The sequence below is a fragment of the Paenibacillus sp. OAE614 genome (genome assembly GCF_040546645.1).
Taxonomy (GTDB): domain Bacteria; phylum Bacillota; class Bacilli; order Paenibacillales; family Paenibacillaceae; genus Paenibacillus_AQ; species Paenibacillus_AQ favisporus.
In genome coordinates this window covers 627,445-653,137 of record NZ_JBEPOD010000001.1, presented here as the reverse complement: position 1 = coordinate 653,137, position 25,693 = coordinate 627,445, and the positions used below count along the sequence as shown (strand labels likewise).

Below are 25,693 nucleotides of genomic sequence, written 5' to 3'. Positions count from 1 at the left end.
ACGATCAACCTACTTTGTTTACTTTAATATCACCGATAAACGCGCTGACGTTAATTTTGATTTTTTTGCGCGCTTCCTTGTAATACGGCGTTCGGGTCGAAATGTTGCCCGCAAATCCGCTCCGCGATTCGTTCAGCACCGACATATCCCCGATAAAGGAGCTTGTGTTCACCGTGACGCCCAGATCGGTATCTTCCGGGATGTACACCTTGATATCGCCGATAAACGCGGAGATGTTGATTTTGGTCTCCCCATAAGGAATATGCGCCCGGGTCAGGTCCAGTACCGTGTCTCCGATAAATTGGGACAAGTTGGTCGGCTTCAGCTGGAAGGAATCGTGTCCGAGATAAATATCCCCGATAAAAGAGGACTTGTTGATTTTCCCGTCGTGGTCGGATTCGCTGAAAGGACCGTGGTGGTCCCACTCATGATCACCCGGTTCACGGAATGGTCCGCCCCGGCGGGCTTCCTCTCTGGCGTAGTGCTTGTAGTATCTTTTGTAGTGCCGCTTGTACTTGTTCTTGTAGTGCTTCTTCATCCGGTCCATTTCGTCGTCATCGTCCGAATCAAAATCGTCCATATCAACGTCTTCCTCATAGGAGGATTTCGGCGGAACGCCCTGCGGTCCCTTCTCCTTGCTGTACGGAATGCCAAACTTTTCCTCGAACTGCCGGTCCAGGGACGAACCGTCAAGCTCTACCGGCTCCGGCGGCACCGGAGGTTCCGGCGTAAACACGGGCTCCTCGGGACGGCGCTTGTCGGCTGGCGGAGGGGTCCGGTCATTCGGTTTGAAAATGACATACAGCCCGCCGATAATCAGCAGCGCAGGAATGATGATTTTAAACAGATTGCCTGGCGAGATCCAGAGCCATCCCAGATTACGGCCCAGAAAATAAGCCCCGATCAGGAGCAGGATCGCCCCGCCAAAGAATGAGCGCCGGCCCTTGGCCAGCTCTTTGAGCCCCAAAACAACCAGAATCACCGGCCAGTAGTCTCCGACCAGTCCCCAGAAGCTGACGTCGATATATCCGAGCTGATTCAACAAAAACACAACTCCGATCGCGATCAGCACCAGGCCTCCAAAAAGGCGGTCCACCCATTTTTTTTGCATAACCGTATCTCCTTTAACTCCATTGTTCATATCCCATAAAGTTCGCATCGCTTGCGAATCTGATATCAGTGTACAATAATGGCGGCCAGGCCGACAGCGGCGGCGGAATGATCCTGTTCTCGGTCCCCAGACCGAGGCGGATTACTTTTTTTTCCAGACAAAATAAAACACCCGCTTTTCAGCGGGCATTTTAGCAAACTTGACGAAAGAATGATTATTGTTGATCGTTTTGTTTGAATTCTTCGTCAAACTTTTGGTTAGGTGTTTTAAAGTTGCTGCTTTGGAATTTTTGCTTTTGCGTAGTGGAAGATGCGCTCTCGTTTCCGATTTCTGCAAACTCCTCGTCAAACTTCTCGTTTGGCGTTTTGAAGTTGTCTTGTTTCTTTTGCATTTGGGTTCACCTCCCTGTAGCTTGTCTGGCCGGGGATTCAAAGCATCGCTTTACCCCTGTCGTAGTATGTGAAGCCTCCTGGAATTTATACCGTTCTGCGGCAAAATTAAAGCATAGAAAACGATACATAAATGGCATCGGAAAACAATAAAAGCCCTGGAGCGCCGCATTTCGGGCCCAGGGCTTCCTTATTAAGTTTAAACCGCTTCATCCAGCAGCGAAGCCGGGACGGTCTTATACGTCTGGATCGCTTTCCCCAACATCTGCAGCATTTCCTCGCTGCATTTGCCGTTCCCCCGCTTGATTACAAACACGTCCACCTCTTTTTTTCCCCACTCCTTATACACCTGCTTGGTCGTGGAGAAATACAGGTCGATCTTACGGCCCTTGATGGCCGAACCGGTATCGGCAACAACACCATAACCGTAGCCTGGCACATAAAGGATCGTTCCGAGCGGGAACCATTTCGGGTCGGCCGCGATCGTCGAAATCGTATTTTTGTCCCTGCGCACCTTTACGCCGGAATACGTAATGCCGTATGACGGATGGCTCGGATGTTTGCCCGTGGATTCATAACCCGCGGTGTATCCAGTCGCTGTGACTTTGACCTTGCGGATGACCTGCTCCTGGCGCGGCATCAAGACCGGCATGGACGGCTCCTTAACGGCACCCGCCTCCTGCTGCGGCTTAACCTCGGCTTTGCCGATCGCGGGAACAGCCGCCTTGGCCGTATACTTGGGCATGAATTCATTTTGCTTAAATACGTTCTGCTCCGCCCTTTTTTTCAAATCAACCACCTGAAACATTTCCGGCTTCGTTGCATATTTTAACGGCTTTTGATAATAGTCATTCGCCGCCAGCATCGGACTCTTTGCACTTTCTTTCCCCGTAACCCCGTCACTCTCCAGCAGCGAGAAGGATGCCGCATACATCTTGGGCGCCCCTGCAAGCATGCCAAACAGAAACATACAACACAAAATCCTCTGCCATGTTTTCACCTTGTTCATATGAAATCCTCCCCCTTTACTTGCGAGGATGTCCATATGTTCCGGCGTTTATACATGTAGAAGTGAAGTCGTCTCACTTTGCAGAGGATTGTGCAAGCTTATCAAGTTATCGTTTCACACAAGTTTGTGTCTTAGAAAATTTCGCGTTTCGCGATTTGTTCACGGAGCAGCGAAATCGCCTCATCCACGGTTTTGGCCCCGATGTCGCCTTCGCCGCGTTTGCGGATCGACACGGTTCCCGCGTTCATTTCGTTATCGCCGACGATGAACATGTACGGTACTTTCTCAAGCTGGCCTTCGCGGATTTTGTAGCCGAGCTTCTCATTGCGCACGTCCGCTTCCACGGATACACCCTGAAGCTTTAGCTTCTCAGCCACTTCCTTGGCATAGCCTTCGAATGCGATGGAGACCGGAATGACCTTGACCTGCACCGGAGACAGCCACAGCGGAAGGTTGCCCGCGAAATTCTCCAGCAGGAAGGCCGTAAAGCGTTCCATCGTGCCCAGAATGCCGCGGTGGATGACCACCGGACGGTGCTTCTGCCCGTCGTCGCCCACGTATTCCAGTTCGAAGCGCTCAGGCAGCAGGAAGTCCAGTTGGACGGTAGACAGCGTTTCTTCCTTGCCAAGGGCGGTGCGGATCTGCACGTCGAGCTTCGGACCGTAGAAAGCGGCCTCGCCTTCGGCCTCGAAGAACGGGATGCCTGTCTCTTCCACAACCTCGCGCAGCATGCGCTGGGACATTTCCCACATGGCATCGTTCGGGAAGTACTTCTCGGTATCCTCCGGATCGCGGTAGGACAGGCGGAAACGGAAATCGTGGATGCCGAAATCTTCATACACCTTCGTGATCAGCTGAATAACACGCAGGAATTCTTCCTTGATCTGATCCGGACGGCAGAAAATGTGGGAATCGTTCAGCGTCATCGCGCGTACGCGGTGCAATCCTGTCAGTGCCCCGGACATCTCGTAACGATGCTGCATGCCGAGCTCGGCGATCCGGATCGGCAGATCGCGGTAGCTGTGCATTTCGCTCTTGTACACCATCATATGATGCGGACAGTTCATCGGACGGAGCACCAGCTCTTCGTTGTCGAGCTCCATCTTAGGGAACATGTCCTCTTGGTAATGCTCCCAGTGGCCGGAGGTCTTGTACAGCTCTACGTTACCGAGAACCGGCGTGTAGACATGCTGGTACCCCAGGCTTTCTTCAAGGTCCACGATGTAGCGCTCGAGGGTGCGGCGCAGCTTGGCGCCTTTCGGCAGCCACATCGGCAGGCCTTGTCCCACCAGCTGGGAGAAAGTGAAGATGTCGAGCTCTTTACCGAGCTTGCGGTGGTCGCGCTTCTTGGCTTCTTCAAGGAAGTGAAGATGCTCATCCAGCTGCGCTTTCTTGACAAAAGCGGTTCCGTAGACCCGCTGCAGCATTTTGTTCTTACTGTCACCGCGCCAGTATGCACCGGCCACGCTCATCAGCTTGAACACCTTGATCTTGCCGGTGGAAGGCAAATGCGGTCCGCGGCACAGGTCGAAAAATTCGCCCTGCTCATAGATGGTGATGACACTGTCCTCAGGCAGCGCGTTGATCAGTTCGAGCTTGTAGGGATCCCCGAGCTCGCCGAAAATGTCCAGCGCTTCCTTACGGCTGACTTCCTTGCGGACGATCGGCAGGTTTTCGCCTACGATGCGCTCCATTTCTTTTTCGATCTTCTGCAGATCTTCCGGATTGAGCGGATGCTCCAGATCCATGTCGTAATAGTATCCGTCCTCGATGACAGGTCCGACGCCGAGCTTGACCTCTTTGGCCCCGAACAGGCGCTTCACGGCTTGGGCCGTCAAGTGTGCCGTACTGTGGCGCATCACTTCGAGGCCTTCCGGCGAATCGAGCGTAACGATTTCCACCGCGGCTCCTTCCACGAGCGGAGTGGACAAATCGACCACGATGCCGTTCAATTTCCCTGCGGCCGCATTTTTCTTCAGGCCGCTGCTGATCGAAGCGGCGACGTCTTCAATGGTGCTTCCGTCCGCATATTCGCGAACCGAGCCGTCTGGCAGTTTGATGCTTACTGACACGTTGTATTCCTCCTTGGCATTTCGGCGGACAGCCGCCCTTTTCAAAATCGTACAGGCAACGCAAAAAAACACCCATCCCTACACAAGGGACGAGTGTTTGTACCCGTGGTTCCACCCAACTTCGACAGACCTCCATATTCCCTGTTCCAGGTGAATACGAGATTGCTGTCCTTCAGCATCAGATAACGGAATGACCCGGCGGCTTATACTGAGCTTCCCCGACTGATCAAGAATCCGGGTAAACAGGTTCCAAACCGCAGCTGTAGAGGGGTAGACCGAAGCCGGAATTCGTGAGGGAATTTCAGCCAAGTTCCCTCTCTCTGACCGTCCGTATCTTCAGGTCCATGTCTCTGTCGACGCTTTTATCGAATTATGTGTAATTATAAATCCCTGTCCAGCGGCGAGTCAAGCTATATCTTCCCTGTTTCGCGGAAATAGGCGTGGCAGTCCGGGCAGTAACGGCAAATTTCCACCCGCTCATCGAAAATCTGCATCAACGTGCGAACGACGGTCATATGCGGTTCCCGCGTATGAATGACGATTTTGGCAGGCGATACGGAAATCAGCGTCGTGACGACCGTATCCTCCATTTGCAGGTCCTGCTGGTCCAGCCGCTCCACCACAACACCTTCGTCATGACGGTACTCCAGCGGCCTTAAGTCGCCGTCCAGCACGAGCAAATCCTGGCCTCCCTTATGAATGACATGGGCGATCGGCATCTGCGGCTGCTGGAAATAGACGAAGTATTTCAGAATGCTGACAAACTCCTCGTACTGCCGGTCCATCAAAAACTCATCTACCGCGTACTCCACGACTTCCTTCAGCTCTTTAATGTAAGCAGCGGCACGAAAGGTCAGAAATCCGTCGACATGGAGCAGCGGCCGTTCGCTCAGGCACTGCTTGATGCCGCGAACGAGCATATCGTAACGGCGGGACCATGCGCCCCCTTCGGAACTTTTTTCCAGGCTTATCCGGCAGTGCTTCAAAATTTGCTCTTTTTCCTCCGGATCGGGAAAATCAAAATCATCGGCCAGAATCTTCTCGATTAGCCGCTGCTCCTTTTCCTGCAAAATGTAGTGGGCCACCGTCTTGGCGGCAGCGGCGTACACCTGCTGCAGATGATGCTCCTTAAAGAACCGCGGATCGTCCTCCCGGCAGCTCCACAGCATCATCTCCTCATGGACCGTACAGCTGATTGCGAGTGATTTGTACTTGTTATGTAAAACCTGGTTCGCTTCCGAAACCATGCGCTTATATTCCTCCGCTTCCTGCGGACTAAAGGTTCGGGCTGCTATGCTGAACAGTTCCATGGAGAACACTCCTTTCAAATTCCTTCTTACAAAGTATATGTTTTAGCCGGGGGGATATACGGGAGGGATCGATGGAAAACAGGCTAACATTTCTCAGTTAAAATCGACATGAAATGCTTGGTAAACGGGCGTTTCCGCTGAATAAAAAGGTGCCTTTTGCCGGGAAATAATAAGGGGCCTCCCCCTTTGAACACCAAAGGAAGAGGCCCCTATTCATATCTGAAATCGATGGGTACAAAAAACCGCCTCGCTAAGCGAGGCGGCCGGTTGTATCAAGAAATATGGAGATCCGTTTTAGTTCTGCATGACGAAGTCGCGTTCCACCTGGGAACCTTCTTCAAAGACGCGAAGCGTCTCGTATCTCGTGTTCCGCTGTGCCGGGATTTTACCTGCTTCGCGGATCAGCTGCAGGATGGAAGTGATGTTAACCTTATGCACCGCACCGGCGGAGGACACGACGTTCTCTTCCATCATGGTGCTGCCGAAGTCGTTGCAGCCGTAGCTGAGCGACAATTTGCCGACTTCCGGTCCCATCGTGACCCAGGAGGACTGCAAATTCGGCACGTTGTCCAGCACCAGGCGGCCGATCGCCACTGTCTTCAAATACGCTTCCGGCGTTTCGCGTTCCCGCTTCAAGCCCGTATTGTCCGGCTGGAATGTGAACGGAATAAAGGCGAGGAAGCCTTTCGAGTCGTAGCCGTTCGCGATGCATTCGTCCTGCGCGTCGCGGATGCGCAGCATATGCAGGGCGCGCTCTTCCATCGATTCACCGAAGCCGATGACCATCGTGGCCGTCGTGTTCATGCCGATTTTGTGCGCCATCTGCATGACGTCCATCCAGTCGCGCCAAGTTCCTTTATGCCGGCTGATCTTGGAGCGGATCCGGTCGTCGAGGATTTCGGCGCCGCCGCCCGGCAGGGAATCCAGTCCCGCCGCTTTCAGCTCGCGCATGACTTGTTCCAGAGACAGCCCCGACACTTCCACCATTTTGCGGATTTCAGCCGGCGAGAAGGAGTGCATCGTGATGTTCGGGAACCGCTGCTTGATGCCCTTCAGCAGGTTCGTGTAGTAATCGAACGGCAGGTATGGGTTCGTTCCGCCCTGCATCAAAATTTCCGTGCCGCCCACGTCTTCGGTTTCCTTGATTTTTTGGAAAATCACTTCGTCGGGCAAGGTATACCCTTCTTTGTGCCCAGGGACACGGTAAAATGCGCAAAATGTGCAGTATGTATCGCACACGTTTGTATAATTGACGTTCCGTCCGATGACGAAAGTCGTAATTGGATCGGGATGAACCCTCTTCATCATGATATCGGCAGCATGACCCATTTTCTCCACTTCATTGCTTTCGAACAATGTCACGCTGTCTTCCAAATTCAGGCGTTCGCCCCGCAGTGCTTTATCCAGGATACGGTCAACCGCACTCATATTTGGCAGCCTCCTATCATATGTGAATTTTGTAACATAAATTAAAACATGACCACTACCATCTTAACACAATTGGCGCACGGGGCAAACGAAATTCATAGAATCCGTTGGCCGAACGTGGGCTGACGCGGACGTCGCGGGCTGAACGAAGGAAAGGCACCGCCGTAGCGGTGCCTGCTTGATGATTTAACCTTGAAGCGCCTGATCCAGATCGGCGATCAGATCGTCGACGTCTTCGAGGCCGACGGAGAAGCGGAGCAGCCCGTCAGTAATGCCGCGCTCCAGCCGGACCTCTGCCGGCATTGCCGCATGGGACATCATCGCCGGATAGGACAGAATGCTCTCCACCGCGCCCAGGCTGACGGCCACGAGCGGGATCTGCGCGCGGTTCAGCACCTGCTTGGCCCGCTCGCCGGAGCCCACGTCAAACGAGACGACGGCCCCGTAGCCGGTGGACTGCTTCTCGTGAATCTCTCTGCCGGGATGATCGATGAGCCCCGGGTAAAAGACCTGCGTAATATCATGACGCCCTTTGAGCCAAGCGGCCAGTACGGCGGCGCTCTCTTCGCTGTGCTTCATGCGTGCCTGCAATGTTTTCATGCCCCGCATCAGCAGCCAGCTCTCCTGTACGCCCAGCACCGTTCCCAGGCCGTTCTGCAGCTGCTTCAGCTGGCGGCCGATTTCCTCGGTGCGGGCGACGGCCAGACCGGCCAGCACATCGCTGTGTCCGCCAAGGAACTTCGTGGCGCTGTGCAGCACGATATCCACGCCAACTTCGATGGGACGCTGGTAATACGGCGTCATAAACGTGTTATCCACCATGGTGAGCAGATCATGCTCCTTGGCCCACTTGGTGACGGCTTCGATATCGGTAATTTTCAGCGTCGGGTTCGATGGGGTTTCCATATATACAGCCTTGGTGTTCGGCTTCAATGCAGCCTTCACCTGATTCAGGTCGGTCATGTCGACGAAAGTGCTCTCAATGCCGTGCCGGTTCAAAATGCTCGTAAGCAGGCGGTAGGTTCCGCCGTATACGTCCTCGGTCACGATCATGTGGTCGCCGGCCGACAGAAGCATAAACGTGCTCGAAATGGCCGCCATGCCCGACGAATAGGCGAACCCGCGCACTCCGCCTTCAAGCAGGGCGATATAGTCTTCCAGCGCCTGGCGCGTCGGATTGCCTGAACGGCTGTAATCATGCACCGGCGGATTGAAGATATCTGCATGGTGGAACGTAGACGCCTGATAGATTGGCACGCTGGAGGCTCCCGTCGCACCATCGATTTCCGAGCCGAAATGGAGCAGCTTGGTCGCGAATTTCCGCTCCTGCTTGCCTTTGTCCTGATGTCCTTTGCCCAAATCACTCATCCTTGGCTGCTCCCTTCCACTTCCTTGATTGCGGCATCCAATGCGCCGCCCAGATCCGCAATCAGATCATCGATATGCTCGATGCCTACAGAGAAACGGAGCAGGCGGTCGTCGACGCCGACGGCTTTGCGGATTTCTTCCGGTATATCGGCATGCGTCTGAACGGCCGGGTAGGTCATCAGCGACTCGACGCCGCCAAGGCTTTCCGCAAAGGCGATCAGCTGGATGTGGCGAAGCACGGGCTCTACGTAACGGGCGTCCTTCACTTTAAAGGAGAAGATCCCCGTATTCCCCCGGGACTGCCGGCTTTGGATGTCATGTCCGGGATGGTCCGGAAGCGCCGGATAGAATACTTCGGCAACCGCCGGATGTGTCTGGAGGTACTTGGCCATCGCTGTTGCGTTGCTTTCATGGCGCTCCATCCGCAGGGCCAGCGTCTTCATTCCTTTCATGAGCTGATAGGAATCCGTCGGCCCGAGCACCGCCCCGATGGAATTGTGCAGAAACGCTATTTCCTCGGACAGCTCTTTGCCTTTGGTCACGATCAGGCCTGCAAGGACATCGTTATGTCCGCCCAAATATTTGGTCGCGCTGTGCACGACGATATCCGCGCCGAGCTCGATCGGACGCTGGAAGAACGGCGTGAGGAGCGTATTGTCCACGATGGACAGCAAGCCGTGGCGGTGCGCCCAATTGGAGACGGCCTCGATGTCCGTAATCATCATGAGCGGATTCGTCGGGGTCTCGATAAACACCGCTTTCGTGTTCGGGCGTCTGGACTGTTCCAGCTCGTCCAGATTGTTGGTGTCGACATACGTTGCGGTAACCCCGTATTTGGAAAGGATTCTTTCCAGCAGGCGGTATGTACCACCGTAAAGGTCCAGCGAAACGATCAGGTGATCGCCCTGGCTGAACAGGGTGAAGATGGTTTGCAGCGCAGCCATGCCTGAGCTGCAGGCAAAGCCGGCGTCCCCAGATTCCAGTTTCGCTGCCGCGGCTTCGAGCACTTTGCGGGTCGGGCTGGCGGTCCGGGCGTAATCAAAACCGGTGCTTTGCCCAAGCTTCGGATGGCGGAAGGCGGTTGCCTGATAAATCGGGAAGTTTACCGCTCCGGTCACAGGTTCTTCGACGGAGCCGATTTGGGCCAATCTGCTTTCAATTTTCCATGGTTCCTTTTCCATGTGCGTATCCTCCTGTAGGGTCGACTAAATTTGCGGCCAGACTTCAAGACTCTCCCCGATATCATAAGGAGTCTCCTGATATACATAGTAATTCAGCCAATTTGCGAATAATAAGTTGGCATGCGAGCGCCAGATGGCGAGCGGAGCCTGATTCGGATCGTCGTTCGGGTAGTAGTTAACTGGAATTTTCATGTCCATGCCTTTCGCGATATCGCGCTCATACTCCCATTTCAGCGAGTCCGGATCGTATTCGGAGTGGCCTGCCACAAAGATCTGCTTGCCGTCTTTGCTTGCTACCATATGAATGCCGGCTTCCTCTGACTCCGAGAGAATCTCCAGCTCCTCCACATGCTCGATATCCTCGCGCCGCACCTCGGTGTGGCGGGAGTGCGGTACATAGAATACATCGTCGAAGCCGCGGAGAAGCTTCACGTTGTTCTTCATCACCCGGTGCGGGAATACGCCGAAGCATTTCTCCTTCAGGTCCCACTTCGGAATGCCGTAGTGGTGGAACAATCCGGCCTGGGAGGCCCAACAGATATGCATCGTCGAAGTGACGTTCGTTTTGGTCCAGTCCATAATCTCGCGGAGCTCATCCCAATAGTTCACGTCTTCAAAATCCATTTTTTCGACCGGCGCGCCGGTGATAATCATACCGTCAAAACGGCGGTGCTTCACTTCATCGAACGTTTTGTAGAACGACTTCAGGTGCTCCGAAGGCGTGTTCTTGGAAATATGGGAGCCGGGATGAAGCAGCACAATGTCGACCTGCAGCGGCGAGTTCCCAAGCAGGCGGAGAAGCTGGGTTTCTGTCGTTTCCTTGGTCGGCATCAGATTGAGAATCGCGATGCGCAGCGGACGGATGTCCTGGTGATACGCTTTGGTATCGTCCATGACGAAAATATTTTCCCGGGTAAGAACTTCTTTCGCCGGTAAAGTGTCGGGAATCTTGATCGGCATCGTTATCATCTCTCCTTTTTTCTGAAGACCGCGAAAATCGTAGCTTGAGAAGAAGCCGAGTATACAAAAATGACCTTTCCCACACAAAAGAGAAAGGTCATTACACGCTCATTACCGCGCCTCTCTCATCTGTCAGGAGACAACGCCTAAAGGCCGCTGCCATGCTCCTGCAAGAATTAGCACCGTGCGTAAATACCGCCGGTTGCCGGGTTTCATCGGGCTAGTCCCTCCACCTGCTCTTGATAAGATTTCGCTGTATTCAATTTTACATTGTCTTGTTCCTTACTTTAAATCATAAGCCCATCCTTCGTCAAGACGCGGATTTGTCATTTTCGGCAGCATTTCGTGCACCGATCGAAGGTCGCTTCCATACCCTGTTATCGGGACCTGCCGGCCGCCATTTTGTTCTTGAAAGGAATAAAACCCGGCGTTATACTAGACAAGTGTTTCATACCCCGATATGACTGAGGTGACATGAAAGATGGAAGGCGACCCGAGCCCGAAGCTGAATGCATGGAAAACACAACTGCATAGACCTGAGATCAGCTTGCCGGCAGAGGGAAGTTTTCGTTTTCATGCCCGTACGTTTATTCAGTACTCCCCCGAATCCCGCTGACCGGCAGCGCTGATTTCTTTTCTATGCTCAAACATCTTGAGCAAGGAGTGAAGTCATATGAAAATCCGGTTGGTAAACGAAGGAGTATTTACTCCGATCGATGACCTGCAAACTGTACTAACCCCGCCTTTGGCCGGCTTTTACTGGATCGACGCCGACGTCGACGACCTCGCGGAGCTGCAGCCGCTGTTTTCGCTGCATGATCTGGCGGTTGAAGACTGTCTCAGTGAAGAGGAGCAGCGCCCGAAGATCGAAATTTACGAAAACCACTATTTCATCGTGGTCAACAGCATCCGGTTTGACGACGAGGAGATTTTTCTGCGCGCACTGAACGTTTTCCTCGGAAGACACTTCATCATTACGGTGACGAAACAGAAAATCAACGAGCTGCGGACGCTGAAGCCGATTCTGTGGGAACAGGAAGTCAGCGGACCTGACCGTTTTCTGTACCTGCTGATCGACCTCGTGGTTGACAACTACTTCGTGGTCGGCGACCGGATCGAAGCCAAAATCGAGAAGCTCGAAGAAGACATTCTCATGCACACTAAAAAGTCTCATTTGAACGAAATTATCGGTCTGCGAAGCGAGATTCTGTGGCTGAAAAAAGTGCTGGGTCCGCAAAAGGATGTCATCAATACGTTAAATAAAAAAGACCTCCGGCTGATTGACGATCAGCTGCAAAAATATTTCAGCGACATTTACGAAAATGCGGTCAAAATTTCCGAAACATTCGACACGTACCGCGATCTAATGAGCAACTTGCGCGAGGCCTACCAGTCAAGTATCGCCAACCGCGCGAATGAGATCATGAGAGTGTTTACGGCCATGACCGTGATCTTCATGCCATTGACGATCATTACAGGAATCTATGGCATGAACTTCGATAACATTCCGGAAATTCATTGGAAATACGGTTATTTCATGATCCTCGGCATCATGCTTGTTCTTGGTCTCGGCATGGTTGTCATTTTCAAGAAAAAAGACTGGATTTGAAAGTCAGCGCATCACCCCATCATCATGCATTGGAAAACAGGACGAAGGAGACGGCCGCATGCGGTTAGAGCCTTCGTCCTTTTTGTATGGTCACCATCCGTAACTTCGGCGGGGAAGCATCCCGTTCACCCCACGCTTCTGCGGCTGCCGGGCTGCCGGCGGAACCGGATGCGGATCAGACGGATCCGCTCATAACGCTGCTCCATACCGCTTCCCGAGGCGGCATCCTCTCCGTATACTTGCAGCAGCACCGGCTTCAAGAGCGCATCGCCCAGCTCCTCCAACGCGGCCCACACCCGCTCCTGCTCCTCATTCGGCACCTCCTCCAACTCGCTTTGGATCAGCCGCTCGGTATCATACCCTTCCTTCTCCAACTGCTCCAGCGCCTCCACCAGGTCTCTGCGCGGCATACCGCATTCCTGTTCCAGCTGCTGCAGGTTCATCCCCTCATAAATTCCCTTCAGCATGGTGCGCCGGGTACGGTATTTATCCAGGTCCTGCTTGTACTTATACTCCTTTTGCTTGTAGGTCCACGATAGATATGACTGGTCGTCCAGGGCGTCATTCACCCAATCGAGCGGAAATTCGTGGCTGCGCTGCACCGTTCCCGCAATCTCGATCAGGTCGGCTCCGTACTCCGACGCCTTGCTCTCCCCGACGCCCGGAAGCTGCAGCAGCTCTTCGATCGTATGCGGCACGAAGGCGCTGATCAGACGGAGCACCCGGTTGCTGGCGATAAAATAAGGAGCCTTGCGTTCGCTGGCCGCTTTCCTTCTCCGCCAGGCGGTGAGTTCGGCGTACAGCTCCTCGTTGTTGTGCAGTTCGCTGTAGCAGTACAGCTTCTGTACAGCATGGCTGCGGCCCTTCAGCTCCTCCTCCTCATGGAACGTGCCGTCGATCAGCGGGCGGAATCCTTCGCCGAGCTTGACCGCCAAGCCGTGTCTGTAAATGTACAGCATCTCATTCCAGGATCCGCCTTCATACCAAGCGGTATCCATGGCTTCCCCGGTCATCTCCAGATCTCTCCATCCGAGATGCCAGGTTCCCTCCTCTTCGCCGATCCATACCTGCGCGAGCTTTTCTCCCTCGCTTCCCGCATCCTTCACAAGCCGGTTCATAAAAACGATTTGCATGTTCACCAATTCCTCCATCCACGTAGGGTAATCAGCACAACGCAAAAAAGCACCTCTCTTAATTTAAGAGAGGTGCTTCCCCATTCGTGCAGATGTGCTGTTATAGTTGATCATACCATATCATGTAAAATGGTCAATGGGTTTTTCGCCAAATTGCATTCAAATGGGATGATTACAAATGAGATTTATGCCAAAACATTTCGTTCCGGTTCATCGTAAATGCCCGGATTACTTGGTAAAAAATAAATCATACGATTCCAATCCGAGAATTTTTCTGGAAACCAAGGCAACTCCGCCAAAGAGCGTTAATTCATGAATATGGTGGTCAAGCGAAATAATTTGCGTGGAGCCAAGCGGATCAAGTGAAGAATATTCTTTAATAATCTCGTCTAGTAGGCGTGGGAAAAAGGCGATAAATCGTGAGGAAAGAAACACAGCATCCGGAGCGCTGTATTGGATTAAATTATAAGTGATTTGTGCAATGGCTATGACCCATTCCTCCATGATAGCCGCAATTTGTTCATCCTTTATCTCCATTAAAAGAATAAAATCCTCTAACGTAAATCCTGGTCTGTTTTTCAATTTGCCGATCCGGTCAAGAACCGCTTTTTCGGAATAGACTTCTTCTAAACGCCGAATTTTTTTATTTTCCGACATGATAATTGATCGTCCTATTTCGCCGGACAATCCGTTTAAGCCCTTATACAGGCGTCTCTCGATAATCGTTCCTACGCCTATTCCGTTATGAATGTTTAAGGCTAGAATGTTATCGAATTGAATATCCTCGGCATGACGGTAAAAATCCCGGATATAAATCGCCGTGAGATTGGCTTCATTCTCGATGATAACGGGAACGTCGACCAGTTCCTTCAACGCATCAATTAAATTTAAGGATTGAAAGTCCAGGAAAGGACTATACAGGATCTGATTATCCAATACCGGTGCGTGAAGCGAAATGCAGATTCCGACCAATCCGTTGATCGTATCATACTGTTCCAAATTCAAAATCACATTTTTCATCAATGCAAAAATATCTTTTACTTTGTTCGTATATAATTTTAATGACACATGATGAATAAGCTCGCCATTAATATAATTGACGGAATATTTTAAATAATTTACGCCTATATCAAACGCCAATACAAACCCAAACTTACGATTAAAGCGTATTAAATTGGGCCGACGCCCGCCAATGTTGGATGCTTCTCCTATGCCTAGCTCTTCAATCAAACCTTGTTCTTGAAGCTCGCGTACAATAGAAGAAACCGTGGATTTTTGAAGATTGATTTGGTCGGCTATTGAACTTCTAGACGTCTGATCAGTATTAAATAGAGCTTTTAATACTAACTTTTTGTTATTTTCTCTCATAACATCCTGATCAGTTTTCATAATCATTTGTTGTAATCCCTTTCAAATGTTATCGTACTAGAAGTATAGCATATTAATTCACATTACTACTACTAAGAAAGAGCCGGAAGTCATATTCTTCCAGCTCTTTTTGGGATCATAATTAATCATTTTCAAGCTCTTTATACATAAAATAATCGAAATCAGCCGGCAAATCATAACCGGAATAATCAACATTAGCCATCCCGACAAACGCTCCCGTAAAGAAGCCGCCGTAGGACTGTACCACGTAATCGTCCGACAAAATCGCGGCATCCAGCGTTACGTCGATATCCGTCCACTGCTCGCCGTCGAAGGAATAGGCGTAGGTATACGTTTCTTTCCGGACCTTCACTTTAAAGTGCACGTATTCCGCATGTTCGGGAACTTTAACGGCTTTATCCTTCAGAAAGCTCGTCAGAACGCCACGGTCATTTTGCGTTACTTCAATAACTCGTCCATTGATTTCGTTCCATGTCACATGGATCATCGACCAATGTCCCGTATTGTAATAGTTCACGAGTCCGGCCATCTGCTGGAAGGTATAAGGCGAATACGCAACTGCCGTCTGCGCGTCAAAATAAAAGGACTGCCAGCGTCTTGCGACAAGCGACTGCTCGTGTTCATTCGTTAAGGAACCTTTGCCGAACAAGCGCAGGTTCCCCGGCTTTTCCGTCAGAGAACCCATCTGCCCATCAAACGGAACCCGCAGCGTACTAAAATTGATATTTAATGCCGCGGAATCAAAATGATCCGTTTCCGGATAGGTCGGCGCATACTTCGTTTCCGTGCAGCCTTTAGGAGCTTCGACAAACCGGCTCCCCTGCTTGCCGCCTACGATATACGGCCACTTTTCCTCGTTCCACTCCACTTTTTGAATCGCCGTTTCTCTCCCCAGCGTGCACCAGCCGCGCGGATCACGGATCGATTCGGTCTCGCGGTGCCATGGGCGTCCCGTCAAATGCGCGAAATACCATTCGCCCGACGGCGTGTCCACCAATGAGCCGTGCCCGCATTTTTGCAGCTCACCGTCAGGGGAATCGAATGCGGTCAGGAATACGTCGCCAGGCTGCGTTTCGTAGGAGCCGAACAGTTCTGTCGAACGGGCAACCACCTCTTGGTGGGTATAAACCGTACCGCCTTCCGCGCAAAACAGATAATAATACCCAAATAATTTATAAATATGAGGGCCTTCCACCAGCTTAACGTCGGTCCCTTTATAAATGATTTTTGCCGTCTCCGGAAGCAGTCTTTGTTGCTCAACCGAGTATTCCGTCAGCTTAATGCCGTTAAATGGATGGTGATACTCTCGATGATCCCATTCCATTTGGACAAGGTACTTTTTTCCGTTGTCGTCATGGAATAGCGAAGCGTCAAACCCTACTCCGTTCAGCTTAATCGGGTCGCTCCAAGGACCTTCAATGCTTTCGGCGGTAGTCAAGTAATTAGTCATGTCCTTGAAGGCGCCCTCCGTCACTTTCACGTCGGTATAAACAAGCCAAAACTTCCCTTCGGCATAGGACAGATCCGGTGCCCAAATGCCCGCCGAATCCTTGTTCCCTTTCATATCCAACAGCGTTCTCGTGGAGAGCGGGTGAGTAATCAGCCTCCAATTCACCAAATCCTTCGATTCATGAATCTGCACGCCCGGAAACCATTCAAACGTCGAGCTTGCAATATAGTACGTATCGTCAACCCTTACGATGGACGGGTCCGGATTGAACCCCTTTAATACCGGATTTTCGATTTGCATAAAAGTATCCCCCTGATCGATTCAATCTATCATTTCGTGAAATCGTATTCAAAATCACCTTTTACGCTTTCATTTCAGCGCGTTTTTCGTCAAGTTGTTTGTTGATGCTGTCAACGTCCTTATCAGACAGTGGATAGAGCTTCATCACAATCATAGAAACAACAGCAAGAGCAGCAGGTATCCAAATAGCAGTCATATTAATTCCTGAAATGGCAAGAGCGGTTTGGTGATGGGCATGTTCGTCAAATCCATAAGCAGCAAGGAACCACAGTGGAACAGCACCGCCAATCGTGAAGCCAATCTTGAAGAACAGCCCCATAATCGCGTTGATAATAGCCGCATTACGTTTACCCGACTTCAATTCGCCATATGAAACCACTTCAGGAACAAGGGCCCACATGAAACCAGTCGCCGAAGTCAAACCCCACTGTTTGATGAAAGTCGAAACATAAGCCAACCAAAGTTGATCGTGCATACCGTCAAGACTCCAAACCCAAGTCAGTATTTCGCCGACCACAAACATACCGAGGAAGAAATAGAAGAAGCCCTTTTTACCGAATATTTTCTTAAGTTTTGGCCAGAATGCTGCAAAAGCGATACCAGGTATGGAGGCAATCAGCCCCACAGCACCCATCCACTCCGAGTGATCGACAGTGTATTGGTTAAAGTATCCGTTAACCGTATTCATGAAGAACATAAATGTAAATGCCAACATGAAGAATAATCCCAAGATAACCAATGGCTTATTATTCTTAAATTCAACAAAGAAATCGGAGACTTTAACATGTGCCGATTGTTCAGCATTGGCGACAACGCGTTCTTTCGTCAGCTTGTAGCAAAGGAACAGCGCAATGGCCCCAATAACCATATAAACGGCATAAACACCAAACCAAGCATGACCTGCAGAAGGGTCCGTATAAGTTCCCATATGAAGTTTTAGCCCAAACAAGCCGGTGTCTTTGAGTTCGCGGTCCTTAGGTGCAGCCATTTGAACAAACATCGGGAACAATGTATAGACAAGAAGATTGGCACCGTTTGCAAGCATCATACGCGTCGTTGTGATTTGGTCAACAGATTTAGGATCGCGGGTCAATGAAGCGTTCAACGAACCGTAAGGAATATTGACGACGGAATAAACCAAGTCAAGCAAGAGATAAGTAATGAAGGCATAGGGCACAGAGTCGCGAATCCCAGGAATCGGCGCAAACAGCAGCGCAGCCAAAATAACGAGCGGAATGCCTGCACGAAGTAGCCAAGGACGATATTTGCCTGCTTTTGATGTGCGTTTATCGACAAAGGTACCGACCATTGGATCCCAGATAACATTGATGATCCGGACTATGGCGAAGATAAAACCTGCTGTTGCTGTACCGATAGCATTGACCGTCGTCATATAGAGGGCAAGGAAGCCTCCCACTGTACCAAAGACAAGGTTTTGAGCAAAGTCTCCAAAACCATAGCCAAGACGTTCAGCAAGACTAAGCTTGTGATACTCATTTTGCTGAACTTCATTTGTGTTATCACTCATGATGAAAACTCCTTCTAAGATGTAAATTTTACCAACACATTAGATCTGCTTTTCACTTCACTAAACTTCTAAACTCAAGTTAATCTTCTCAATTCGTAGGGGAAAAATTATACGAAACCAAATAAAAGCCCTTACATTTTCACAAATCATCCGGCTCATTATTTTTTTCCCCTGGGTTAACTTTTGAAATCGATATTAGTTCGTCCATCAAACTAACTAATATAAATTTAACATAATAATTATCAATTATCAACTTCATGATTTAGACATTACGCGTCCAGTTTCACCCATCTGTATCCGTTCAGAAAACATAAAAAACCCGTAATTATTTACAATTCACGGGGCTAAACTTATAATTTCTGTTATTTTTCTTTTTCAAGTGTAAAAAGCTCTGCGACCAATTTTATTAGCAAACGGCTGCGAGTGAATACGGCGCGAAAGACATAGGGCCAATGTGATCACTGCAGGAACGACGATGACCGAAATGATCCAGGGAGGAATCTCATTTTCATTCGGCATAAATGCGAAAAAGAGGGCTTTTCAGCCCTCTTTCCTTTTTTTCGATGCAAGCCACCACATGAAAGCCTGCTATTTGGTATGAGCCTTAATCTTAACCCGCCGCCAGCGCTTTCTTGGCGAGCGCGAGCGCGCCGCACAGGCCGGCGTTGTCGCCAAGCTGCGGCGGAACGATGTAATTCTCGATATCGTCCATGATGGCTGGAACCTGTACGTAGCCGTTCAGCTGTTTGCGCAGCTCGGCATGAATCAGCGGGAACAGCTGCAGCTGTTTCATGACGCCGCCGCCCATAACGATTTTTTGCGGAGACAGGATCAAAATGTAGTTCATCAACGCCTGAGCGAGATAGTAAGCTTCCATCGCCCAAGCCGGATGGTCCGGCGTCAATTCCGCACCCGGAACGCCCCAGCGTTTGGACAAGGAAGGTCCGGCTGCCAGCCCCTCCAGGCAATCCCCATGATATGGGCAGAAGCCTTCGAATTTGTCCTCCGGATGACGGCGGACCAGAATATGTCCCATTTCCGGATGAGACAGGCCATGGATCAGCTCGCCGCCCACAACCGCACCGGCGCCGATGCCCGTGCCAACGGTAATGTACAGGCAGCTTTCGAGCCCCTGGGCTGCTCCCCAAGTCGCTTCGCCCAAGGCGGCCCCGTTCACATCGGTATCAAATTCGATCGGCAGATCGAAGTGCGAATGCAAATGTCCGACCATATCGAAATTGCTCCAATAAGGTTTCGGCGTCGTCGTAATCCGTCCGTATGTAGGACTTCCCTTTACCGGGTCAATCGGCCCGAATGAACCTGCTCCGATCGCCGCGATGTCTTTGCCCTTAAAGAAATCGACCACCTGGGCCATCGTTTCCTCCGGCGTCGTTGTCGGGAAGCTGATCCGTTCCACAACGGTACCGTCCTCTTGGCCGATTCCGCATACGAATTTCGTTCCCCCTGCTTCAATTGCTCCTAATAGACTCATTGTAGTCGTTCCCTCCTGCAGCGGGCCTCCCCAGCCCTGTATAAATGCCATATACCTTCTATCTTTATATCAAAACAATCACGGGCATTATAGCCCAGTTAATCCTTGAAAGTCAATCGAATAGAGCACAAAAGAGCCGGCGCTTCTACAAACGCCAGCACTCTGCATTCGTTAGCCGATGGCCAGTCCCATTAGAGAACACAGGCTCTTCATTTCCAGTTCTTCAAACTTGCTGATCACCTGATGGTGATCAAGAGACAGCTGGCACACATCCAGCGAGCAGGCGACGGGCACGCAGCAGTGAATCTCGGCCAGCTTGCGCGACAGGTGCAGCATGTCAAGGTCGGCCTCGATCTTGGCGCGGACGCTCTTGGACAGCTGGTCCAGATTTTCGAGAATCCCTTCAACGGATTCGTATTCCTGCACAAGCTTGATCGCTGTTTTCTCGCCGATGCCCTTCACGCCGGGGTAGTTGTCGCTCGTATCGCCCATGAGCGCCTTCACGTCGATAATCTGCCGCGGGCGCAGCTGCTTCTCTTCATACAGGGATTCCGGTGTATACACCTTATAATTGCCGTGCCCTTTTTTCATAATAATGACCGTCGTCCGATCGCTGACGAGCTGCAGCAAATCGTTATCGCCGGACAGGACCATCACGTCCATCTCCCGTCCGAACTGGTCGGCCAGCGTCCCGATGCAGTCGTCCGCTTCATACCCTTCCGCGCTGATATTCGGAACGCCGAGGCTGTCCATCACGTCGCGGATCATCGAAAACTGCGGAATCAGATCGTCTGGGGCGTCCGGACGGTTGCCCTTGTAAGCGGCAAACTGCTGTCCGCGGAACGTACCGCCGCCGAGATCCCAGCAGCAGACCACATGGGTCGGATTAAACGTTTGCACTGCATCCCAAAAATAACGAATAAAGCCGTAGATCGCGTTTGTCGGAACCCCCGCCTTCGTGCGGCGAATGTAGCCGCTGGACGCGGTCGCGAAATAAGCTCTGAATAATAAGGCCATGCCATCCACGAGCATCACGGATTGGCGTTGTTCATTTGCTGTCACTTCTTGTTTCTCCCCTTGTCTGCCTGTTTCCCCTGGATTCCAAGGTTCGGCACTGCTTCCTCTAGTATAGCATATCCGCCAGGGCATGAGGCCCTTCCTGATATCACCATTCCCGGCTTATTCCTGCCTTTTTGTCCCGCCCGTTCAAGTCATAAACCAGACAGCCTGTAACATAAAATTTGTGAAGAAGATCTCCCTTCATCCTGAATTATCCGGCAGGAGTTATTCTCCAAATATCGAATCTTGAAAAGGATAAACCCACCTAACAAGCAGGAGGAATGAATATGGGAAAAACGATCAAGGTTGCTGTCATCGGCTGCGGGACCATTGCCAGAGCGGCGCATATCCCCAACTATTTGAAACATCCGGACGCCGAAATCAAATATTTTTGCGACTCGGACAAGAAGAAGGCGGAGCAGGCGGTCAAGGATTATGAATGCGGCACCGCCGTGGAAAATTACCGTGACATTCTGGACGATCCCGAGATCGATGCCGTCTCCGTATGTACCCCTAACGATGCTCATGCCGCCATCTCCATCGATTTTTTGCGGGCGGGCAAGCATGTCCTGTGCGAAAAGCCTGCGGCCCGCACCTACGCGGAAGCGCTGGAGATGCAGAAAGTGCAGCACGAAACGGGCAAAGTGCTGAATATCGGGGTCGTGAACCGGTTCAACAAAAGCGTGAACATGATCAAAAACCTGATCGAAAGCGGCGAGCTTGGCGAACTGTACCATATCTATGCAAGCTTCCGCGCTCACCGCTCCATTCCGGGACTTGGCGGCGCGTTTACCACCAAATCAATTGCCGGCGGGGGCGTCCTTATCGATTGGGGCGTCCATTATCTGGACATCGTCATGTACTGCGCCGGCGATCCGCGCCCGTTGACGGTATCCGGCCAGGCCTACTCCAAGCTGGGTCGGGACCTGCCGAATTACGCCTACCTGAACATGTGGGCAGGACCCCCGAATTACGCCGGTACGTATGATGTCGATGACTTTGTCACGGCCATGATCCGCACCGAAGGGCCAGGCATTACGATCAACGGCGCCTGGGCGCAGAACATCGGCACGCCCGAAACCTACATCGATTTTCTGGGCGACAAAGCAGGGATCCGCCTACAATACGGAGGCGACTTCACCATTTACGGGGCCAAGGACGGAGCTTTGCTGGAAACGAAGCCCAAGTATTCATCGAGCGACCATTTCGAAAACGAAATCAACGGCTTTCTCGAATGCATCCAGACCGGCGTAAAGCTGCCCTCCCATATCGATACCGTCATCGTCACCTCCAAGATGATTCAGGCGATCTACGACTCTTCCGAGCAGCGCCGGGAGATCGAGCTGTAATAAGCGACTGAGGGGGATTGCTGCTTGAAAACGATCGGTTTTATCGATTATTACCTCGATGAATGGCATGCCGAGCATTATCCGAAGTGGATTGAACAGGCATCGGGCGGCACCATGAAGGTGGCCTATGCCTATGGAATGGCCGATTCGCCTTCCGGGCGCACCAACGTTCAGTGGAGTGAAGACAAAGGGATCGAACTGCTCCCTTCGATTGCCGAGGTCGTGGATCGAAGCGACTACATCATTGTCCTTTCGCCCGACCATCCGCAGTACCACGAGCCGCTCGCCCAGCTTCCGCTTCAATCCGGCAAGCCTACCTATATTGACAAAACCTTTGCCCCGGACCGCCAAACCGCTCGGCGCCTGTTCAAACTAGCTGAGCAGCACGGGACGCCGCTGTTCTCCAGCTCGGCGCTTCGCTTCGCCGCGGAGTACGCCGGGGCCGAGCGCGCCGGCATCGAGAACATCATCAGCTTCGGGCCGGGGCGGTACGACAACTATTCGATCCACCAGATCGAACCGATCGTCTCGCTGCTGGGCCCCGGCGTCCGCCGGATGATGTATACCGGAACGCCTCACGCCCCATCGTGGCTGATCGGATTCAGCGGGGGCCGCCAGGCCGAGATCCATCATCTCGGCGGGGGATGTCCCTTTTCGCTGACGGTCAGCTATACATTCGGTGAGACGAACATGCTGAAAGCGGACTCCGATTATTTCGGGCTGTTCGCTGGGGCGCTCGTCCGCTTCTTCGAAACCGGCGTTCCGCCTGTCGATCCGGCCGAGACGGTAGCGATCATCACGATCATCGAACAGGGCTTCAAGGCGATGGAAACGCCCTACCAATGGGTAGAGCTCCCTTCGGAATAGATCTTCGAACGCAAAACAAAACGGTGGCAAAGCCTCAGGGAAATCCTAGGACCCTCCCCTGACGGTCACGCCACCGTTTTTTTTACGGAATCCCAGGCTACGCCCAGTTTTCCTCGTACATGTCCTCTTTAAAGCCGACCGTCACCTTGCTGCCGTCGGTTACGATCGGACGTTTGATCAACCGGCCGTTACTGGACAGCAGCTTGATCTGCTCTTCCCGGCTCATGGCCGGCAGCTTGTCCTTCAGACCCAGCTCCTTGTACGCCTCTCCGCTGGTATTAAAAAACTTCTTCAAATCAAGCCCGCTCTTCTCGACCAAGCGGGACAGCTCGTCCGGAGCCGGCGGCTCCTCCCATAAATGCTGGAGCTCCAGCTCGTGGCCGTGCGCTTCCAGCCATTTAACCGCACTGCGGCACGTACCGCATTTGGGATAATGGTATACTTTCAATTTGCTCATCGTTGCTCACTCTTTTCATTGATCAAGTTCATGTTGCTTCGCCTCGGCAATCAGGCGGGTCATGTCGGGCGGCAGCGGTGCCTGAAAGGTCATCCGCTCCCGGGTGACGGGATGCTGGAAGGACAGCTCCCAGGCGTGGAGCGCCTGCCGCGAAATGCTGTGATCCAGCAGCACCACGGTCCGCTCGGAGGGGGTTAATCCCTGCGGCAGGACGGTCTCCGGGGCCCCCTCTTCCTCAGGCGGAAGCATCCGGTAGACCGGATGCCGGTACAGCTTATCGCCGATCAGCGGGCAGCCGATGCTGGTCATATGGACGCGGATCTGGTGGGTTCTGCCCGTTTCCAGCTTCAGCTGGACGAGCGAAGAAGACGAGCCGTACGCCTCAACGACCTTATACCGCGTCAGCGACGGATACCCGTCAGGCGTGACGATACGCCGATGCGGCTCTTCCGGGTCGCGGTCGATCGGTCCGTTCACCGCCCCTTCTTCCGGAGACGGAACGCCATGAACGAGGGCCAGGTACCTTTTGTCCACCTCGTTTGCGATCATTTGCTCCGAAATATGCTGGTGGACATACGGATTTTTGGCGATAGCGATGACGCCCGAAGTTTCCTGGTCCAGCCGATGCACGGCTCGAAAGCGGTACGCCTCGCCCTTGTCCCGCCAATAGTGAACCACGCCGTTCGCCAAGGTTCCCGTATAGTGTCCGTGCGTCGGATGCACGATGATGCCGGCTTCCTTGTTCACGATCAGCAGGTGCTCATCCTCGTACAAAATGCGAAAAGGAATGGGCTCTGGCAGAATATCATCCGAAATTTCTTTCTCCATCCGGATTTCCACCACATCCCCATCCCTGACCGGAACGCTGATGTACACTCTTTGGCCATTCACGGTAATCCCCTGTTCCGTCAGCTTCAGGCGGGACTGCAGCTTGCGGGATACGTGGAGTCTCTTCTGCAGAATCGTCTTCAGCAGCCACCCGTCTTCCGAAGGCGGAACGGTATATGAAATCGGGGGATAGTATTCGCTCATTTTTTCCGTCCAAATACCTTTTTACTGCGCACGTATTCGATATCCGCCACGCCGCTCCGGGCGTTGGCCGTCCGGGCCACAACGAAGAAGTAGTCTGACAGACGGTTCAAATACCTGCGCACGTCGGGATTAATTTCTTTCTCCCGCCCCAGCGTCACGACTCTGCGCTCTGCGCGGCGGCAGACCGTGCGGCATACATGCAGCGTGGATGCCAGCAGGGTGCCTCCAGGCAGAATAAAGCGCTCCAGCTCTGGCGTCTCCTCCATGTAAGCATCCATCCACTGCTCGAGCCGCGTCACTTTGTCGGGACCGACCTTGTATTTGCTCTCGCTCAGCTTCACAAATGCCAGATCGGAGCCGCAGTCAAACAGTTCATGCTGAATCTCGATCATATTTTCTTTCAGGTCCTGCAATGACTCCGCTTCCATTAGGCTGATCGCCTGGCCCACAAAGCAGTTCAGCTCGTCAATCGTGCCGTAGGCCTCGACCTGAAGGTCGTCCTTCAGAACGCGCCCGCCAATGACGGACGTTTCGCCTTCATCGCCTGTGCGTGTGTAGATTCTCACCAGCTTCTTCTCCCCTTTATCGCGTTATATCATACATCAAAGGAATCGCGGAAGCCGCGTCCCCTGTGCTGGCTTCTTTACTCCGTCAATGCCTTGAGCGCCTTTACCGCATTGTCGACCGACTTGGCCGAGATCGGGATCGTGGCGTACAGCTTCTCCGGAACGTATTTCTGGTCTTTGAAAAATTTCATTTCACGGACAGGAATGCCGTACAGATGCTCGGTCGTATCCGTCGTGCCGTCTTCTTTTTCCTCGTTGCTCGCGAACACGCCATCCGGATATTTTTTCGGGTCAAAATACGAATCGAGCACGGTATGACCGCCCATTTTGGCGTAATTTTTCATATCGTCCTCCGGCAGAAAAATGATGTCATGCCCGCCGGCAGCATATTCAACCATCAGCTTCTCCGGGTTATAAATCGGACTTGCCGATACTTTGACCTTCAGGTCGGGCCCCATCACTTCCTGAAGCTTGTCCTGCACCTTCTCATACACCTGAGACGGATCGGATTGATTGTCAATCATAAAGACCGATAACGCGTTTTTATCTCCCTTGCCGCAGCCCGTCAGCAATAAAACGGCAAAGACAACCAGCAGCGCCAGCTTCCCGTATACCTTCAACTCCTGCTCCCCCT

22 protein-coding genes and 1 riboswitch are annotated in these 25,693 nt (G+C 52.2%); of the genes, 3 read left to right on the top strand and 19 right to left on the bottom strand.

The genetic code is table 11. The annotated features are described in order from the left end of the window. Window positions 1–4 precede the first annotated feature (4 nt). From liaF to metA, 9 genes are all read right to left on the bottom strand, one after another. On the bottom strand, window positions 5–1,111 hold the full coding sequence (liaF, locus tag ABIE48_RS03455) for a cell wall-active antibiotics response protein LiaF (protein ID WP_192716482.1): 1,107 nt from the start codon (window positions 1,109–1,111) through the stop codon (window positions 5–7). Window positions 1,112–1,325: 214 nt separating this feature from the next. Next, the gene (locus tag ABIE48_RS03450) at window positions 1,326–1,502 is read right to left on the bottom strand and encodes a hypothetical protein (protein ID WP_181909105.1); all 177 of its coding nucleotides are present in this window, start codon (window positions 1,500–1,502) and stop codon (window positions 1,326–1,328) included. A 197-nt stretch (window positions 1,503–1,699) separates the two neighbouring features. Continuing rightward, window positions 1,700–2,245 carry a 3D domain-containing protein gene (locus ABIE48_RS03445; protein ID WP_483312678.1) on the bottom strand — a complete coding sequence of 182 codons (546 nt, stop codon included), beginning with the start codon at window positions 2,243–2,245 and terminating at the stop codon, window positions 1,700–1,702. Between the two features lie 395 nt (window positions 2,246–2,640). Next, window positions 2,641–4,581 carry a threonine--tRNA ligase gene (gene thrS / locus ABIE48_RS03440; RefSeq protein ID WP_089545737.1) on the bottom strand — a complete coding sequence of 647 codons (1,941 nt, stop codon included), beginning with the start codon at window positions 4,579–4,581 and terminating at the stop codon, window positions 2,641–2,643. 410 nt (window positions 4,582–4,991) lie between these two features. Further along, window positions 4,992–5,891 (bottom strand): putative sporulation protein YtxC, encoded by a 900-nt coding sequence (locus ABIE48_RS03435; protein ID WP_145160290.1) that lies wholly within the window; start codon window positions 5,889–5,891, stop codon window positions 4,992–4,994. Window positions 5,892–6,185: 294 nt separating this feature from the next. Further along, window positions 6,186–7,319: a cyclic dehypoxanthinyl futalosine synthase gene (gene mqnC, locus ABIE48_RS03430; RefSeq protein ID WP_089545734.1), complete on the bottom strand. Its 1,134-nt coding sequence runs from the start codon at window positions 7,317–7,319 to the stop codon at window positions 6,186–6,188. A 186-nt stretch (window positions 7,320–7,505) separates the two neighbouring features. Further along, window positions 7,506–8,687, bottom strand: coding sequence for an aminotransferase class I/II-fold pyridoxal phosphate-dependent enzyme (locus ABIE48_RS03425; RefSeq protein WP_192716480.1), 1,182 nt, complete (start codon window positions 8,685–8,687; stop codon window positions 7,506–7,508). Beyond that, window positions 8,684–9,868 carry a PLP-dependent transferase gene (locus tag ABIE48_RS03420; RefSeq protein WP_076170649.1) on the bottom strand — a complete coding sequence of 395 codons (1,185 nt, stop codon included), beginning with the start codon at window positions 9,866–9,868 and terminating at the stop codon, window positions 8,684–8,686. The genes ABIE48_RS03425 and ABIE48_RS03420 overlap by 4 nt, the downstream gene beginning before the upstream one ends. Window positions 9,869–9,892: 24 nt before the next feature. Beyond that, on the bottom strand, window positions 9,893–10,828 hold the full coding sequence (metA, locus tag ABIE48_RS03415; RefSeq protein WP_145025454.1) for a homoserine O-acetyltransferase MetA: 936 nt from the start codon (window positions 10,826–10,828) through the stop codon (window positions 9,893–9,895). Window positions 10,829–10,950: 122 nt separating this feature from the next. Beyond that, window positions 10,951–11,077: riboswitch (SAM riboswitch) on the bottom strand. 424 nt (window positions 11,078–11,501) lie between these two features. Here metA and corA point away from each other — a divergent pair. Next, on the top strand, window positions 11,502–12,437 hold the full coding sequence (gene corA / locus ABIE48_RS03410) for a magnesium/cobalt transporter CorA (RefSeq protein ID WP_076170651.1): 936 nt from the start codon (window positions 11,502–11,504) through the stop codon (window positions 12,435–12,437). A 125-nt stretch (window positions 12,438–12,562) separates the two neighbouring features. Here corA and ABIE48_RS03405 read toward each other — a convergent pair whose 3' ends face one another. The 6 genes from ABIE48_RS03405 to ABIE48_RS03380 form a co-directional block, all read right to left on the bottom strand. Continuing rightward, window positions 12,563–13,570, bottom strand: coding sequence for an HRDC domain-containing protein (locus tag ABIE48_RS03405; protein ID WP_145026371.1), 1,008 nt, complete (start codon window positions 13,568–13,570; stop codon window positions 12,563–12,565). Window positions 13,571–13,798: 228 nt separating this feature from the next. Then, window positions 13,799–14,965 (bottom strand): ROK family protein, encoded by a 1,167-nt coding sequence (locus ABIE48_RS03400; RefSeq protein WP_192716479.1) that lies wholly within the window; start codon window positions 14,963–14,965, stop codon window positions 13,799–13,801. Between the two features lie 115 nt (window positions 14,966–15,080). After that, a complete protein-coding gene (locus ABIE48_RS03395) occupies window positions 15,081–16,709 on the bottom strand; it encodes a glycoside hydrolase family 43 protein (protein WP_145025458.1) in 1,629 nt (542 codons plus the stop codon). 61 nt (window positions 16,710–16,770) lie between these two features. Continuing rightward, window positions 16,771–18,237, bottom strand: coding sequence for an MFS transporter (locus ABIE48_RS03390; RefSeq protein WP_192716478.1), 1,467 nt, complete (start codon window positions 18,235–18,237; stop codon window positions 16,771–16,773). Window positions 18,238–18,847: 610 nt separating this feature from the next. Next, the gene (locus ABIE48_RS03385) at window positions 18,848–19,729 is read right to left on the bottom strand and encodes an ROK family protein (protein ID WP_192716477.1); all 882 of its coding nucleotides are present in this window, start codon (window positions 19,727–19,729) and stop codon (window positions 18,848–18,850) included. A gap of 171 nt (window positions 19,730–19,900) precedes the next feature. Next, window positions 19,901–20,761, bottom strand: a complete 861-nt coding sequence (locus tag ABIE48_RS03380) for a 5'-3' exonuclease (protein WP_145026373.1) — start codon at window positions 20,759–20,761, stop codon at window positions 19,901–19,903. 314 nt (window positions 20,762–21,075) lie between these two features. On the opposite strand from ABIE48_RS03380, the gene ABIE48_RS03375 reads away from it, so the two are divergent. Both ABIE48_RS03375 and ABIE48_RS03370 read left to right on the top strand, forming a co-directional pair. Beyond that, window positions 21,076–22,137 carry a Gfo/Idh/MocA family protein gene (locus tag ABIE48_RS03375; protein WP_152400814.1) on the top strand — a complete coding sequence of 354 codons (1,062 nt, stop codon included), beginning with the start codon at window positions 21,076–21,078 and terminating at the stop codon, window positions 22,135–22,137. Window positions 22,138–22,161: 24 nt separating this feature from the next. Further along, window positions 22,162–23,004 (top strand): Gfo/Idh/MocA family oxidoreductase, encoded by an 843-nt coding sequence (locus ABIE48_RS03370; protein WP_192716476.1) that lies wholly within the window; start codon window positions 22,162–22,164, stop codon window positions 23,002–23,004. 97 nt (window positions 23,005–23,101) lie between these two features. On the opposite strand, the gene ABIE48_RS03365 is transcribed toward ABIE48_RS03370, so the two are convergent. The 4 genes from ABIE48_RS03365 to ABIE48_RS03350 all read right to left on the bottom strand — a co-directional run bounded on the left by ABIE48_RS03365 (window position 23,102) and on the right by ABIE48_RS03350 (window position 25,679). Next, complete coding sequence (locus ABIE48_RS03365) at window positions 23,102–23,461, bottom strand: arsenate reductase family protein (protein ID WP_116232167.1); 360 nt, start codon at window positions 23,459–23,461, stop codon at window positions 23,102–23,104. Window positions 23,462–23,476: 15 nt separating this feature from the next. Continuing rightward, on the bottom strand, window positions 23,477–24,493 hold the full coding sequence (locus tag ABIE48_RS03360) for an RluA family pseudouridine synthase (protein WP_192716475.1): 1,017 nt from the start codon (window positions 24,491–24,493) through the stop codon (window positions 23,477–23,479). Then, window positions 24,490–25,059 carry a cob(I)yrinic acid a,c-diamide adenosyltransferase gene (locus tag ABIE48_RS03355; protein WP_076170668.1) on the bottom strand — a complete coding sequence of 190 codons (570 nt, stop codon included), beginning with the start codon at window positions 25,057–25,059 and terminating at the stop codon, window positions 24,490–24,492. Before ABIE48_RS03355 ends, ABIE48_RS03360 begins: the two co-directional genes overlap by 4 nt. A 77-nt stretch (window positions 25,060–25,136) precedes the next feature. Next, window positions 25,137–25,679, bottom strand: a complete 543-nt coding sequence (locus ABIE48_RS03350; RefSeq protein ID WP_076170670.1) for a hypothetical protein — start codon at window positions 25,677–25,679, stop codon at window positions 25,137–25,139. Between the last annotated feature and the right edge of the window lie 14 nt (window positions 25,680–25,693).

Coding starts and splice junctions, on each gene's coding strand:
- liaF (WP_192716482.1), bottom strand. CDS start 1,111: ATGCAAAAAAAATGGGTGGACCGCCTTTTTGGAGGCCTGGTGCTGATC.
- ABIE48_RS03450 (WP_181909105.1), bottom strand. CDS start 1,502: ATGCAAAAGAAACAAGACAACTTCAAAACGCCAAACGAGAAGTTTGAC.
- ABIE48_RS03445 (WP_483312678.1), bottom strand. CDS start 2,245: ATGCCCAAGTATACGGCCAAGGCGGCTGTTCCCGCGATCGGCAAAGCC.
- ABIE48_RS03435 (WP_145160290.1), bottom strand. CDS start 5,891: ATGGAACTGTTCAGCATAGCAGCCCGAACCTTTAGTCCGCAGGAAGCG.
- mqnC (WP_089545734.1), bottom strand. CDS start 7,319: ATGAGTGCGGTTGACCGTATCCTGGATAAAGCACTGCGGGGCGAACGC.
- ABIE48_RS03425 (WP_192716480.1), bottom strand. CDS start 8,687: ATGAGTGATTTGGGCAAAGGACATCAGGACAAAGGCAAGCAGGAGCGG.
- ABIE48_RS03420 (WP_076170649.1), bottom strand. CDS start 9,868: ATGGAAAAGGAACCATGGAAAATTGAAAGCAGATTGGCCCAAATCGGC.
- metA (WP_145025454.1), bottom strand. CDS start 10,828: ATGCCGATCAAGATTCCCGACACTTTACCGGCGAAAGAAGTTCTTACC.
- corA (WP_076170651.1), top strand. CDS start 11,502: ATGAAAATCCGGTTGGTAAACGAAGGAGTATTTACTCCGATCGATGAC.
- ABIE48_RS03405 (WP_145026371.1), bottom strand. CDS start 13,570: ATGCAAATCGTTTTTATGAACCGGCTTGTGAAGGATGCGGGAAGCGAG.
- ABIE48_RS03400 (WP_192716479.1), bottom strand. CDS start 14,965: ATGATTATGAAAACTGATCAGGATGTTATGAGAGAAAATAACAAAAAG.
- ABIE48_RS03395 (WP_145025458.1), bottom strand. CDS start 16,709: ATGCAAATCGAAAATCCGGTATTAAAGGGGTTCAATCCGGACCCGTCC.
- ABIE48_RS03390 (WP_192716478.1), bottom strand. CDS start 18,237: ATGAGTGATAACACAAATGAAGTTCAGCAAAATGAGTATCACAAGCTT.
- ABIE48_RS03385 (WP_192716477.1), bottom strand. CDS start 19,729: ATGAGTCTATTAGGAGCAATTGAAGCAGGGGGAACGAAATTCGTATGC.
- ABIE48_RS03380 (WP_145026373.1), bottom strand. CDS start 20,761: ATGCTCGTGGATGGCATGGCCTTATTATTCAGAGCTTATTTCGCGACC.
- ABIE48_RS03375 (WP_152400814.1), top strand. CDS start 21,076: ATGGGAAAAACGATCAAGGTTGCTGTCATCGGCTGCGGGACCATTGCC.
- ABIE48_RS03365 (WP_116232167.1), bottom strand. CDS start 23,461: ATGAGCAAATTGAAAGTATACCATTATCCCAAATGCGGTACGTGCCGC.
- ABIE48_RS03360 (WP_192716475.1), bottom strand. CDS start 24,493: ATGAGCGAATACTATCCCCCGATTTCATATACCGTTCCGCCTTCGGAA.